General features: G+C 72.7%; 13 protein-coding genes. 7 read left to right on the plus strand and 6 right to left on the minus strand.

The window, feature by feature from the left end:
* On the plus strand, positions 1–615 hold a 615-nt coding region (locus ACI379_RS07020), incomplete at its 5' end, for a DUF2461 domain-containing protein (RefSeq protein ID WP_439791366.1).
* 52 nt (positions 616–667) lie between these two features.
* Positions 668–1,468, plus strand: a complete 801-nt coding sequence (locus ACI379_RS07025) for a class I SAM-dependent methyltransferase (RefSeq protein WP_439791367.1) — start codon at positions 668–670, stop codon at positions 1,466–1,468.
* Here ACI379_RS07025 and ACI379_RS07030 read toward each other — a convergent pair.
* Positions 1,443–2,774, minus strand: a complete 1,332-nt coding sequence (locus tag ACI379_RS07030; RefSeq protein WP_439791368.1) for a flavin monoamine oxidase family protein — start codon at positions 2,772–2,774, stop codon at positions 1,443–1,445. The genes ACI379_RS07025 and ACI379_RS07030 overlap by 26 nt on opposite strands.
* An 83-nt stretch (positions 2,775–2,857) precedes the next feature.
* On the opposite strand from ACI379_RS07030, the gene ACI379_RS07035 reads away from it, so the two are divergent.
* The gene (locus ACI379_RS07035; protein ID WP_439791369.1) at positions 2,858–3,466 is read left to right on the plus strand and encodes a TetR/AcrR family transcriptional regulator; all 609 of its coding nucleotides are present in this window, start codon (positions 2,858–2,860) and stop codon (positions 3,464–3,466) included.
* A gap of 18 nt (positions 3,467–3,484) precedes the next feature.
* On the opposite strand, the gene ACI379_RS07040 is transcribed toward ACI379_RS07035, so the two are convergent.
* Positions 3,485–3,955, minus strand: coding sequence for a nuclear transport factor 2 family protein (locus ACI379_RS07040; RefSeq protein WP_439791370.1), 471 nt, complete (start codon positions 3,953–3,955; stop codon positions 3,485–3,487).
* A gap of 74 nt (positions 3,956–4,029) precedes the next feature.
* A complete protein-coding gene (locus tag ACI379_RS07045) occupies positions 4,030–4,488 on the minus strand; it encodes an RrF2 family transcriptional regulator (RefSeq protein ID WP_439791371.1) in 459 nt (152 codons plus the stop codon).
* Positions 4,489–4,775: 287 nt separating this feature from the next.
* Here ACI379_RS07045 and ACI379_RS07050 point away from each other — a divergent pair, with 287 nt between their 5' ends.
* The 3 genes from ACI379_RS07050 to ACI379_RS07060 all read left to right on the plus strand — a co-directional run bounded on the left by ACI379_RS07050 (position 4,776) and on the right by ACI379_RS07060 (position 8,080).
* Positions 4,776–6,653: an acyl-CoA dehydrogenase gene (locus ACI379_RS07050; protein ID WP_439791372.1), complete on the plus strand. Its 1,878-nt coding sequence runs from the start codon at positions 4,776–4,778 to the stop codon at positions 6,651–6,653.
* 103 nt (positions 6,654–6,756) lie between these two features.
* The gene (locus tag ACI379_RS07055) at positions 6,757–7,395 is read left to right on the plus strand and encodes a hypothetical protein (protein WP_439791373.1); all 639 of its coding nucleotides are present in this window, start codon (positions 6,757–6,759) and stop codon (positions 7,393–7,395) included.
* A 187-nt stretch (positions 7,396–7,582) separates the two neighbouring features.
* Positions 7,583–8,080, plus strand: coding sequence for a GNAT family N-acetyltransferase (locus ACI379_RS07060; RefSeq protein ID WP_439791374.1), 498 nt, complete (start codon positions 7,583–7,585; stop codon positions 8,078–8,080).
* On the opposite strand, the gene ACI379_RS07065 is transcribed toward ACI379_RS07060, so the two are convergent.
* Positions 8,031–9,293, minus strand: coding sequence for an NAD(P)/FAD-dependent oxidoreductase (locus tag ACI379_RS07065; protein ID WP_439791375.1), 1,263 nt, complete (start codon positions 9,291–9,293; stop codon positions 8,031–8,033). The genes ACI379_RS07060 and ACI379_RS07065 overlap by 50 nt on opposite strands.
* Positions 9,294–9,418: 125 nt before the next feature.
* Here ACI379_RS07065 and ACI379_RS07070 point away from each other — a divergent pair, with 125 nt between their 5' ends.
* Positions 9,419–10,954, plus strand: coding sequence for a PucR family transcriptional regulator (locus ACI379_RS07070; protein WP_439791376.1), 1,536 nt, complete (start codon positions 9,419–9,421; stop codon positions 10,952–10,954).
* A 10-nt stretch (positions 10,955–10,964) separates the two neighbouring features.
* On the opposite strand, the gene ACI379_RS07075 is transcribed toward ACI379_RS07070, so the two are convergent.
* Together ACI379_RS07075 and ACI379_RS07080 are read right to left on the minus strand one after the other, a co-directional pair.
* Complete coding sequence (locus ACI379_RS07075; protein ID WP_439791377.1) at positions 10,965–12,044, minus strand: NADH:flavin oxidoreductase; 1,080 nt, start codon at positions 12,042–12,044, stop codon at positions 10,965–10,967.
* Positions 12,045–12,066: 22 nt separating this feature from the next.
* On the minus strand, positions 12,067–12,821 hold a 755-nt coding region (locus ACI379_RS07080), incomplete at its 5' end, for an NAD(P)/FAD-dependent oxidoreductase (protein WP_439791378.1).

Below are 12,821 nucleotides of genomic sequence, written 5' to 3' on the forward strand. Positions count from 1 at the left end.
TTCCCCGTCGCGGCGCTCGACTTCTACGACGACCTCGAGGTGGACAACTCCAAGGCGTTCTGGGAGGCCCACAAGGAGGTCTACGCGGAAGCGGTGAAGGCGCCGATGCAGGCCCTGGCCGCCGAGCTGGAGTCCGAGTTCGGCGCGATGAAGATCTTCCGCCCGTACCGCGACGTCCGCTTCGCGAAGGACAAGACGCCGTACAAGACCCACCAGGGCGCGTTCGTCGCCGCCGGGCCCGCGACGGGGTGGTACTTCGAGCTCTCCGCGAAGGGCACCCGCGTCGGCGCCGGCTTCTACGAGGCCACCGGCGGCCGTCTCGCGGCGGTCCGGGAAGCGATCGACAACGACCTGTCGGGCAAGCGTCTCGAGAAGCTCGTCGCAGCGTACGAGTCCGACGGCTGGGAGATCGGCGGCGACACCCTCAAGACCGCTCCGCGCGGCTACGACAAGGACCACCCGCGCATCGAGCTGCTGCGGCACAAGCAGTTGTTCGTCGGGCGGCCGTACGGCTGGGAGGCCGACGCGATCGGCCCCGGGCTCCTCGACCGGGTCCGCGACGACTGGCGCGAGCTGCGGCCACTGGTCCAGTGGCTCGCGGACGTCAAGGACTGACGTCGGCACCAGCCCCTAGGCTGTGGCGCTCGCCGTCCTTGGGAGGGGAACGATGAGCCGAGCCGACCTGCACGACGTCCCGGAGACCGCACTGTGGACGCTGCGCAACCGCGCCGAGGAGGCGCTGCGTCCGGGTTCGCGGTTCCCCGACCCGGAGGCCGTACGCCTCTACCGGGCACTCGCGGGCGAGGACTTCAGCCGGTTCGGGAGGCCCGGGCCGGGTCACTCGCAGCGGGCGGCGGCGTTCGACGCGGTGGTGCGCGGGTTCCTCGACGAGCACCCGTCCGGGCCCGTGGTCGCGCTGGGCGAGGGCCTGCAGACGGCGTACTGGCGCCTCGGCCGCCCCGACGTCGCCTGGTACTCGGTCGACCTGCCCGAGTCCGTGGTCCTGGCCGAGCGCCTGCTGCCCGCCGAGCCCGCGGTGCGGCGCCTCGCGATGTCCGCCCTCGACCGCGCCTGGCTGGACGAGGTCCCCGCCGGGCCGGCGCTGGTCTCGGCGGAGGGGCTGTTCATGTACCTGCCGCGCGAGGAGGTGCACGCCCTCGTCGCCGACTGCGCGGCCCGCTTCCCGGGCGGCCGCCTCGTGTACGACTCGGTGCCGCCGTGGTTCAGCGCCATGACGCTGCGCGGCAAGGCGCGGCTGAGCAAGGCGTACACGACGCCGCCGATGCCGCACAGCCAGCGCTCCAGCGACCTCGCCGCCGTCGTCGAGGCGATCCCCGGCGTCGTGGCGGGCCACGAGGTCCCCGTGCCGCCGGCGCGCCCGTGGGACAAGGCGCTGCTGCGGGTCGCGGACCTGCCCGGCGTACGTGACCTGCGGCCGACGATCAGCGTGCTGGAGTTCGCGGGCTGAGCAGCGTACGCACCTCTCCAGCCGCTCGCAGGCCCGACTCGATCGCCCCGTCGATGAAGCTGTGGAACAAGCGGGCGATGTCGGAGGTCGCGAAGACGACCCGCTCGTCGAGACGGGTGAACTCCTCGTGCGGCCGGTACTTGGTCAGCTGCCCGGGGCGCAGGAACGCCCAGGCGCCGCGCAGCGACGGGTCCTGGGGCAGGTACGTGTCGCCGGCGCAGTCCACCACCGTGACGTACGGCAACGCCTCCTCGATCGCGTTGCGCACGACGTCCGGGTCGGAGATGTCGAGCGTCTCGGACCCCGGGTAGAAGGCGACGATCTGCTCGTCCGGCCCGGTCACCGACTGGGTGAAGAAGCTGAACGGCAGGGACGCGTCACCACGGAAGAAGAGGGGCCGGGTCTCGCCCCTGATGACCGCCACCGCCTTGCCGGACCAGGTGGCCTGCATCCCCTCGCGGGAGGCGTCGAGCTGCGCCGGCGCCAGCGGCGGCGTGAGGTCGAGGTCCTGCCACACGCCCGACGGCACGGCGACCACGACCGACCGGGCGCGGCAGACCTCACCGTCCGCGAGGGTGACCTCGACCCCGTCGGCCCCGGAGGTGACCGCCCGGACGGGGCTGTTGAGGCGGAGCTCCGCGCCCCCGTCGGCCAGGATGCGGTCGAGCAGCTCGCCGGTGCCGCACTTGAGCTTGTACGTCATCAGCATCGTCATGAACTCGTCGTAGTCGCCCTGCCCCATGGCGAACCAGCGCAGGACGCCCGACCAGGACGCCTCCTCGGGCGGCAGGGACGCGTACGCGCTGAGGCTGCGGCCGAGGAACATGCGCTCGTGGTCGGTGAGATCCATCTGCTCGAGGGCTTCGGCCACGGTGAGCTGGTCGGCGGCGCGGACCGCCTCCAGGTTCTGCAGCGGGTTGGCGAGGTTGGGGAAGACCTCCGCGGAGAGGTGCACGACCTTCTCGAAGCAGGCTCGCTCGAAGGCGGCCACGGGCGCGTAGTCGTCCCACACGAGCTCGCCGCCGCGGCGCGTCACCATCCACTGCGGGGCGACGGTCCCGGGCACCACGTGGTCGGTCAGGCCGTAGCGGCTGATCTCGGCCCACACGTGCGGCTGCGTCCAGTTCACGAAGGTCCCGCCGATGTCCGCGACCGTCCCGTCGGACAGCGTGGTGCTGCCCGAGCGACCGCCGGTGCGGTCGCGGGCCTCGAGGACCAGGGTCCGCAGGCCGCGGCTGGCGCACTCCCGGGCTGCCGTCGCGCCGGCGAAACCGGCACCGATCACGATGACGTCGTACTGATTCATGGAACCTCCTGTTGTTAATGGCTCACTATGTGCCATTAACCGCGGTGGCGCCAGCCCCAGTCCCACCCTGTACGGTCGGCCGCGTGGCGGAGTTGAGCAGCGAGGACGCACCCAGGCACGGCACGGCACGGCCCGGCGGACGCACCGAGCTCAACCGCATCGCCGTGCACGACGCCGTGATCGCCGAGCTCCAGGCACGCGGGCTCGACTTCAGCTACAGCGACCTCGCGCAGCGTTCCGGGGTCAGCCGGCGTACGCTCCACCGGCGCTGGCCGGACCGCACGGAACTGATCCACGACGCACTGCGCAGCGCGTACGGGGACTTCGCCTTCACGGCCACCGGTGACCTCGCCGCCGACGTGCACGAGTTCGCCCGCCGGTTCCGCGACTTCTCGACCCGACCCACCACGATCCTGGTCGACGGGCTCGCCGCTCTCGCGCCCGACGACGAACTGTCCCGCCTGAGCAGGCGGGCCTTCGGGTCCCACACCGTCGCCCTGCGCACCGTCGTCGCGGACGCCCGGCGCGCGCGCCACCTCGACGACGGCGCCGAGGTGGACACGCTGCTGCTGATGCTGATCAGCCCGATCGTGGTGAGCTCCACGATCCTGCGGGCCCCGATGTCGGACCCGGACCTCGCACGCCTCGCCGACCTGGTCGTGCGGGCGGCGCTGAGCCCGTCGGCCGGGTGAGGCCGACGGCCACGCGCCTCAGTCGGGCTTGGCGAAGGTCGCCATCGTGCGCTCGGGCTCCCAGAAGGCGCGCATCGACACGATCAGGCCGTCGTCGCCGACCGTGTAGACCATGATCAGGTCCGTCGTGGTGTGCGAACCGTCGGCGAAGGCCGTACGGATCTGGCCGATGTTGGCGCACGTGTTGGAGCCGGGGTTGGCGAACGAGTCGCGTACGACGAACCTGAAGTTGTCGATCGGCGCGATCGCCGCCTCGAAGAAGGCGCTGATGCCCGCATGCCCGCGGTGCCCCTTGCCCTCCATGTCGAACATCGACGGGCCGACCGGGTCCTCGAGCAGGGCATCGGGGCTGTACACGGTCAGCCACTCGGCGAGGTCCTTGCGCGAGACGGCGGCGTACGACCGCAGCGCGGCCTCGCGGGCGGGGTGGGCGTCGAGGGGGCCGTGCCACTCGATGGCGTCGCAGTAGTCCGCGGGGTTCAGGGTCATGGCGGGAGGCTAGCGGCGAACTGGAACATGTTCTAGGGGTACGCCGTACCCACCCACCTCAGCAGGCAGAACCCTCAGTGCGGCTGCCACGCATCTTCATCGACAGTCAGTGCCATCACCCCACCGGGCAGCGACCCGTCCGCGAGCTGCTGGATGCTGACCTGCTCGAACACGTCGCGCAGGGCGCTGCGGGCGGCGATCCAGACGCGCTGCAGGACCTCGGTGGACTCGCCGTACTCGACCGACTCGGGGCGCAGGCCGTACACGGAGACGAGGGGGCCGTCGACGGCGCGGATCACGTCAGCGACCGACACGGTGCCGGGGTCGCGGGCGAAGCGCCAGCCGCCGGACTGGCCGCGCTGGGAGAGCACGACGCCCGCGCGGCGGAGGTCGGCGAGGATGGCCTGGAGGAACCCGTGCGGGATGTCCTGGGCCTTGCCGAGTGCCTCGGCGCTGATCGGGCCGCCCTCGGCGCGGCTCGCGATCTCGATCAAGGCCCGCAGGGCGTAGTCGGACTTGGCTGAGACACGCATGGGGGCGATTGTGTCAGAAATCCACCCCAGTCACTCGACTCGCCCCTCTTCGGCCGCGTCGCGGCGCACGGACCGTACGGCTGGGAACCCTCGGATCACGACGTGACCCAGGTCACGTGCAATGTGGCGGATCCGCACAGTTGTCGTGTTGCGTGCAACGAGAACGCGTTGCATCATGGATGTTACCGGCCAGTAGCACCGGAGCTGCTCGGCCCGTGCTCGCGCAAGGCGAGCCATCCTGCACCGGACTGCGAAGACTGTCAGTCCCAGAGAGGAACGTGGATCCCGTGAGCCACTACAAGACCAACCTGCGCGACATCGAGTTCAACCTCTTCGAGCTGCTCGGTCGCGACGACGTGCTGGGCACCGGCCCGTTCGCCGAGGTCGACTCCGAGACCGCACGCGAGGTCCTGGCCGAGGTCGAGCGCCTGTCCCGCGAGGACCTGGCCGCCTCCTACGAGGACTCCGACCGCAACCCGCCGGTCTTCGACCCCACGACCCACACCGCCCCCATCGGCGAGTCGTTCAAGAAGTCGTACAACGCCTGGATGGACGCCGAGTTCTGGCGCCTGCAGATCCGCGAGGAGCTGGGCGGCACGCCGGCCCCGCCGAGCCTGGTATGGGCCCTGGGCGAGATGGTGCTCGGCGCCAACGCCCCCGTCTGGATGTACGCCGCCGGCGCCCCGTTCGCCGGTGTGGTGTGGAACAACGCCCACGGCGTCGAGCGCGACAAGCGCGTCGCCCAGATCATGGTCGAGCGCCAGTGGGGCTGCACCATGGTGCTCACCGAGCCCGACGCGGGCTCCGACGTGGGCGCCGGGCGCGCCAAGGCCACCCTCAACGAGGACGGCTCGTGGAACGTCACCGGCGTGAAGCGGTTCATCACCTCCGCCGAGCACGACATGAGCGAGAACATCATGCACCTCGTGCTCGCCCGCCCCGAGGGGATCGAGGGCGTCGGTGGTCCGGGCACGAAGGGTCTGTCGCTCTTCTGGATGCCCAAGCACCACTTCGACCACGAGACCGGCGAGCTGACCGGCGAGCGCAACGGCATCTACGTCACCAACGTCGAGCACAAGATGGGCATCAAGGTCTCCAACACGTGCGAGGTCACCTTCGGCGACCCGCAGGTCGGCGGCGGCGAGCCCGCCAAGGGCTGGCTGGTCGGCGAGGTGCACGACGGCATCGCCCAGATGTTCGACGTCATCGAGAACGCCCGCATGATGGTGGGCACCAAGGCCATCGCCACCCTCTCGACGGGTTACCTCAACGCCCTGGAGTACGCCAAGGAGCGCGTCCAGGGCGCCGACCTGGCCGACAACGCCAAGACCGCGCCGCGCGTCACCATCACCCACCACCCCGACGTGCGCCGCTCGCTGATGACCCAGAAGTCGTTCGCCGAGGCCATGCGCTCGCTCGTCCTCTACACGGCGTCCTGGCAGGACCAGATCCAGGTCCTCGAGCACGGCGGCCTGGGCGCCTCCGAGGACGCCAAGCTGGCCGAGGCCGTCAACGACCTGCTGCTCCCGATCGTCAAGGGCTACGGCTCCGAGCGCTCCTGGGTCCTGCTCGGCACCGAGTCCCTGCAGACCTTCGGCGGCTCCGGCTTCCTGCAGGAGTACCCGATCGAGCAGTACGTCCGCGACGCCAAGATCGACACCCTGTACGAGGGCACCACCGCGATCCAGGGCCAGGACTTCTTCTTCCGCAAGATCGTCAAGGACCAGGGCCGCGCCCTGGGCCACCTGGCCGGCGAGATCCAGGCGTTCATCGCGGGCGAGGCCGGCGGCGCCAGCCTCAAGGTGGAGCGCGAGCTCCTCGCCAAGGGCCTCGAGGACGCGCAGGCGATGGTCAGCCACATGATCAACGACCTCATGTCCGCCCAGGACGAGATCAAGAACATCTACAAGGTCGGCCTCAACACCACCCGCCTGCTGATGGCCCTGGGCGACGTCGTGTGCGCCTGGCTGCTGCTGCGCGGTGCCGAGATCGCGGCCGCCCGTCTGGCCGAGGGCGTCACGGGCACCGACCGGGCGTTCTACGAGGGCAAGGTCCAGGCGGCGAAGTTCTTCGCCCGCACCAACCTGCCCCGCGTCTCCGCCGAGCGCGCCATCGGCGAGGCGGTCGACCTGGAGCTGATGGAGATGGACGAGGCCGCGTTCTGATCCACCCGGCACCGCCGCGGCGCCCCTCGTGGTGCCGTCGGCGGTGCCGTCGTTTCCGGGGACAAATAGGGTGGACCGGAGTCCCCCGACTACAGGAGAACCGATGCTCGTCGACCGGATCAAGGCCGTCGCCGCCCACCCCGCCACCCTCACCACGGTCGGCACCGTGGCCGACGGCGCGGCAACGGCGTGGGGCGTACGGCGCAAGCCCCGGAGCTCGGCGGCGGTGCTGCGTCGGGCGCTGTGGATGACGGCGGCGACCCAGGCCGGCGTGGTCGCCCAGCAGGTGGGTGCCCGGGCCGCCTTCGGGCGGGGCGAGCTGGTCGCCCCGCAGAGCAACTTCACGCCGTTGACCGGCGAGGTCCCACTGCGGGTGATGCCGACATGGACGAGCGAGCCACGCGTCGTCGTCGCCCAGGGCTCCATGGTCGTGCTGGCGGGCCCGGAGTTCGACCTGCTCCCGCCGGCCGAGCAGCAGACGCAGTACCGCCGCGCCCTGGCGACCCACGTGGACACCCCCACGCTGCTCGGGCTGGCTGCCGTGCGCGCTGGGCTGGCGTACGGGGCCCACCGGGTCCTGGTCGGCACCCGCACCGAGCTGTCCCGCGGTCGTACGGCCGCCTTCGCGGCGACGCTGGTGCTCACCGAGGCCGGCCTCGGTCTGGGCGCCCGACGCCTCTCGGCAGCGCGGCGCACGAAGCGGGTGCGGGCCGAGGCGGACCCGTCCGGCAAGCTGCTCTGAGGCTGCTCCAGAAATGGAGCGAACCCGCGGCGTCTCGGGTCGCCGCGGGTTCTGAGGAAAACTTTAGAGGGCCGTTCAAGGGGCTGTCACCGGTTTCCCGGAAAATCTCAAAAAACCTTCAACTTTGTCGTGGAGACGCTCAGAAGACGGTCCGGGACGGCGCCCGACCGGCCGTAGCGTGGTGCTCGTGACACCTCCACGGATCCGCCCGGCGCGTGCCGACGAGCACGCCGCCGTCTCCGCCCTCGCCCTGGCCTCGAAGGGCCACTGGGGCTACTCGGCGGAGTTCCTGGAGGCGTGCCGCGTGGAGCTCACCTACGACGCGGAGACGTGCGCGTCGGGGCGGATGTGGGTCGCTGAGGCCGACGACGCCCTGGCCGGGTTCGTCCTCCTCGAGGGCGAGCCGCCCGCCGGCGAGCTGGCAGCCCTCTTCGTCGACCCCGCCGCGATCGGCACCGGTGTCGGTGGACTGCTGCTGCGCCACGCGCTGCACGAGGCGGCGGTGCGCGGCTTCACCCGACTGTCGCTGGACGCCGATCCCGGGGCCGAGGCGTTCTACCTCCACCACGGGGCCGTACGGACGGGCGAGTCGCCGAGCGGGTCGGTCCCCGGCCGGGTGCTGCCCCGCCTCGAGATCAGCGCAGCGGGTCGAACGGCGCCAGCTCCGGCACCGGGCGTCCCGTGACCATCCGACGGGCCAGCAGCTCGCCGGTGACCGGCCCCAGGGTGATGCCCCACATGCCGTGACCGCCCGCGGCGAAGACCCGCGGGGAGGCGGTGGCGCCGATCAGCGGCAGCCCGTCGCGGGTGCACGGCCGCGACCCCACCCACTCGTCGCGGCGGTCGTCGAGGTCGGCCCCGCGCAGCAGCGGGCGCGCGGCGGCGGTGATGGCGGCGATCCGCCGCTGGTCGAGCGGCGCGCCGGGCTCGCGGAACTCCATCATCCCGGCGACCCGCAGCCGGTCGCCCAGCGGCGTGCACGCCACCCGCTGCGCCGGGAAGTAGACCGGGCCCGACGGCACGTGCTCGATCGGCACGCTGAAGCTGTACCCGCGACCGGCTTGGACGACCAGCTTGATCCCGAAGTCGTTGCCGAGGGTGTTGAGGTGGGCGCCCGAGGCGAGCACCACCGCGTCGTGCTCCGTGCTGCCGTGCGCGGTCACGACACGGACCTTGCCGCCGAGGTCGACCACCTCGAGCACGTCGGAGTTCTCCACAATCCGCACGCCGTACGACCGCGCCGAGGCGGCCAGCGCCTCGACGTACTGGCCGGGGTTGATGAAGCGCTGGCCGTGGAGCCGGATCGCGGCGCCGATCTCCCCGGACAGGGCCGGCTCGACCTCGCGGGCGTCGTCCCCGTTGAGCACGTCGAACTCGATCGACTGCCCGGCCGCGTGGATCTGCTCGATCTCCTCCAGCAGGGTCGCCCGCTCGGCCGCGGTGCGGTAGGCGGCGAGGAACGACTTGGCCTCGTGGGTCGGCTCGGCGACCCCGCCCTCGGCGAGCCGGTCGAACGCGGCCAGCGCCTGACCGTTGACGGCGATGAGCGCGCCCATCGCGCGGCGCCACTGCTTGGCGGTGCTGTGCCGGGCGAACCCGAGCAGGAACCTGATCAGGCGCGGGTCGGCGCTCGGCGGGATGTACAGGGGCGAGCTCGGGCTCACCAGCGCCTTGACCCCGTACCGCAGCACCGCCGGCTCGGGCAGCGGGGTGGCGATGCCGGGCGTCAGCCATCCGGCGTTGCCCCACGAGGCACCGGCCGCGACACCCACCCGGTCGTGCACCGTCACCTCGACGCCCTGCTGGCGCAGGTGCCAGGCGGTGGCCAGACCGACCATGCCGGCACCGACGACGGCGACGTCACGGGGGGCGGTGGCGGGTGCGGCGGGGTTCGACACGGGTCCTCCTGGGCGTACGGGGTGCGGGCTGCTCCGCACGAGCATCGCCCGTGGCACCACGCTCCGCCCTGTCAGATCCGGACATTCTCGAAGTCACCTGTTGTACGTTTCCCACAGGAGGTGTCATGGCCGAGCAGACGTCGCAGCGGACCCTCGGCAGCGTCCTCGACTCGCTGCCTGCCGCCCTGGTGAGTGTGGTGCACCGGGGGGAGGAGCGCCCCGTGCGGGCCGTCGAGATCGTCGAGCCCGGCACCCGCGCAGCCGCCGAGCCCGGCGACCTGCTGCTGCTGGTCGGTGCCGCCTCGGCCCAGGCGGTGGTCGACCAGCTCGCCACGACCGGCGCCGGCAGCGCGGCCGCCGGACTGGTGCTGCGCGAGGAGCTCGCCCACGACCCGGCTGTCGTACGCCACTGCCGCGACGCCGGTCTCCCCCTGCTCGCCCTCTCCCCCGAGGCCACCTGGACGGCCGCGCACACGCTGCTGCGCTCCAGCCTCGCCACCACGTCCGGCGCGGCGGGCACGCCCGACCCGTACGCGGACCTGTTCGACCTGGCCGACCGGATCGGCGCCGTCCTGCAGGCCCCGGTCACGGTCGAGGACGCGCAGTCGCGCGTCCTGGCGTACTCCAGCGGGCAGGAGGACGTCGACCCGGCGCGCGCCTCGACCATCATCGGCCGCCGCGTCCCGCGCGAGGTGCGTGACCGGCTGCGTGCGCTCGGCGTCTTCCGCCACCTGACCAGCAGCGACGAGCCGCTGTTCGTGCCGGCCGGCGGCAGCGACATGCGACCGCGGTTCGTGGTGCCCGTCCGGGCCGGCGGCGAGTGGCTCGGGTCGGTGTGGGCGGTCGTCGACGACGAGGTGCCCGCCGAACGGGTCGCCCAGGTCCGCGTCGCCGTCGACGTGGTCGCCCTGCACCTGCTCCGGCTGCGGTCCCAGCACGACCTGCACCAGCAGGTGCGTCTCGAACAGGTGCGGGCCCTGCTCCGCGGGTCCGGGGACGAACCCGGTCTCGGCGACTGGCTCGGCACCGGACCGTGGCGGGTGGCCACCCTCTCGGGCCCGCGCGAGAACCTGTCGACCGAGGACCGGCTCGCGGCGTGGAGCACCCAGCTGCGTCGCCGCGGCTGGAACCAGCCGCTCCTCGGCGACGTCGACGGCCACCTGCACGCCGTCGTCGGCGCGGTCGGGGAGAGCGCCGGCACCTGGCGCTGGCTGGCGCGCGTGGCCGGCAGCGAGGCCGCCCAGCTCAGCGGGCTGACCGCCCACGCCGGAGCCTCCGTCGACGTGACGGCGAGCCTGCCGGACTCACGTCACCAGTCCGTCGAGGTCGCCGCCGTGGCCCACGGCGCAGCCGAGACCCTGGAGCAACGCTGGGCCGACGTCCTGCTCGCACGGGCGGCGCGCGGGATGGGCGGACCTCCCCTCGGGTCCCCCACCGAGCGGCTCGCCGCGCACGACCGGGCCCACGGCACGCCGTACGTCGCCACGCTGCGCGCGGTGCTGGACCACTGGGGCGACCTCCCGGGTGCCGCCCGAGTGCTGGACGTGCACCCGAACACCGTGCGCAACCGGCTGCCCCGGATCCTCGAGGTGGCCGCCGTGGACCTGGGCGACCCGGTGCAGCGCCAGGCCGTGTGGCTGGAGTGCACCACGTCCGGCTGAGGCGTACGGCTCAGGAGACGAAGTCGTCCCAGTCGTCGGCCAGGTAGTCGATGAACGCCTCGCCGAGGTGCTCGGCGCGCAGGTCGTCGCGGGTCACCGGCAGGCCACGGGCCGTGAAGTCGGCCTCGGCGAGCGCCCGCCGGGCGAAGTCGTGGTGCAGGATCGCGCCGATCCCCACGCCCACGTAGTCGGCGCCCTGCTCCAGGCACCAGCGCGCGTCGGCGGCGCCCAGGACCTTGCCGGTGACGCCGAGGCGGGCCTCACCACGCTCGAGGTCGACGAAGCGGTCGATGATCCGGCCACCCGAGTCGTCGCGACGGGGTGCCATGTAGACGTCCCACAACGACATGTCGACGTGGTCGACCAGCCCGGAGGCGAACACCTCGCGCGCGTGCTCACGCCCCTCGACGAGCGGGATCCCGTACCCCTCGGGGGTGAGGCGCACCCCGACCTGGAAGTCGCTGCTGGTCGCCTCGCGGATGCCGGCGAGGACGTCGAGGACGATCCGCAGCCGGTTGACCACCGAGCCGCCGTACCGGTCGGTCCGCTCGTTGCTGCGCGGGTCGAGGAACTGACCCAGCAGGTAACCGTGGGCGGCGTGCACGGAGACGCCGTCGAACCCGGCGTACTCGGCCATCACCGCGGCCTGCACGAAGGAGTCGACGACCTCCTCGACCTCGGCGGTGCTGAGCGCACGCGTGTGGCGCTCCGCGTCCGCCGCGGCGCTGACGTTGTCGAGGCCGTGCAGGGCCGGCGTGGCGCGCTTGCCGCCGTGGTGCAGCTGCACCGAGGAGGTGGTGCCGGTCTCCCGCAGGGTGGCGGCCAGACGGGCCAGGCCCTCGTCGTGCTCCTCGGTGGCCGCGCCGAGCTGCCCGTCCCACGTGTGCCCGTCGCAGCGTACCCAGGCGGCGGCGGTGGAGACGTGCCCGAACCCTCCGCGGGCCCGTGCGGCCAGCCAGCCGCGCTCGTCGTCGGAGACGGTGCCGTCGCGGTGGCTCTGCAGGTTGGTCAGCGGGGCCAGGGCGAGGCGGTTGGGCCAGCTGGGGCCGTGCGCCAGGTCGAGCGGGTCGGACAGGGAGGGAACACTCACCCCGAGAACGTACGCTGCCCGCTCAACGCCCCGACACCCGGTCCGCGATGCGCGCCAGCGGGGACGTCGTGGTCCGGGACCCGTCCTCGGCGCGGTCGGCGGCGCGGTAGGCGGCGTACATGGCCTGCACGCCGAGCCAGCGCAGCGGTTCGGGCTCCCAGCGCCGGGCCCGGTGGCCGACCCACGGCAGCCGGGTGCGCTCGGTGTCGCGGCCCAGGACGAGGTCGGCGAGGGTCCGGCCGGCGAGCTGGGTGGTCGCCACCCCGGTCCCGACGTAGCCGCCCGCGTGCCCGAGCCCGGTGCCCGCGTCGTAGGACACCGTCGCCGACCAGTCGCGCGGCACACCCAGCACCCCCGACCAGGCGTGCGCCAGCCGCGGCGGGCGGGCGCCGAGGGCCGGGAAGAACCGGTGCATCAGGTCACCCAGGGCGGCGATGGTCGACTCGGGGGTACGGCCGTCGGTGTCGATGCGGGAGCCGAAGCGGTACGGCACGCCGCGGCCGCCGAACGCGATCCGGTCGTCGGCGGTGCGCTGGGCGTACATGTAGGCGTGCGCCATGTCGCCCAGGACCTCGCGGCCCTCCCAGCCGACGGCCTCCCAGAACGCGGCGGGCAGCGGTTCGGTGACCACGAGGGAGGAGTTCATCGGCAGCCAGGTACGACGTTCGCCGGCCAGCCGGGCGGTGAACCCCTCGGTGGCGCGGAGCACGTGTGCTGCCCGCACCGTGCCGCGGTCGGTCTCGACGCGTGCCGGGCGGACGGCGCCGACGCGGGTGG

It is taken from the genome of Nocardioides sp., assembly GCF_051876515.1.
Taxonomy (GTDB): Bacteria; Actinomycetota; Actinomycetes; order Propionibacteriales; family Nocardioidaceae; genus Nocardioides.

Coding starts and splice junctions, on each gene's coding strand:
- ACI379_RS07055 (WP_439791373.1), top strand. CDS start 6,757: ATGCTCGTCGACCGGATCAAGGCCGTCGCCGCCCACCCCGCCACCCTC.
- ACI379_RS07040 (WP_439791370.1), bottom strand. CDS start 3,955: ATGACCCTGAACCCCGCGGACTACTGCGACGCCATCGAGTGGCACGGC.
- ACI379_RS07045 (WP_439791371.1), bottom strand. CDS start 4,488: ATGCGTGTCTCAGCCAAGTCCGACTACGCCCTGCGGGCCTTGATCGAG.
- ACI379_RS07030 (WP_439791368.1), bottom strand. CDS start 2,774: ATGAATCAGTACGACGTCATCGTGATCGGTGCCGGTTTCGCCGGCGCG.
- ACI379_RS07070 (WP_439791376.1), top strand. CDS start 9,419: ATGGCCGAGCAGACGTCGCAGCGGACCCTCGGCAGCGTCCTCGACTCG.
- ACI379_RS07025 (WP_439791367.1), top strand. CDS start 668: ATGAGCCGAGCCGACCTGCACGACGTCCCGGAGACCGCACTGTGGACG.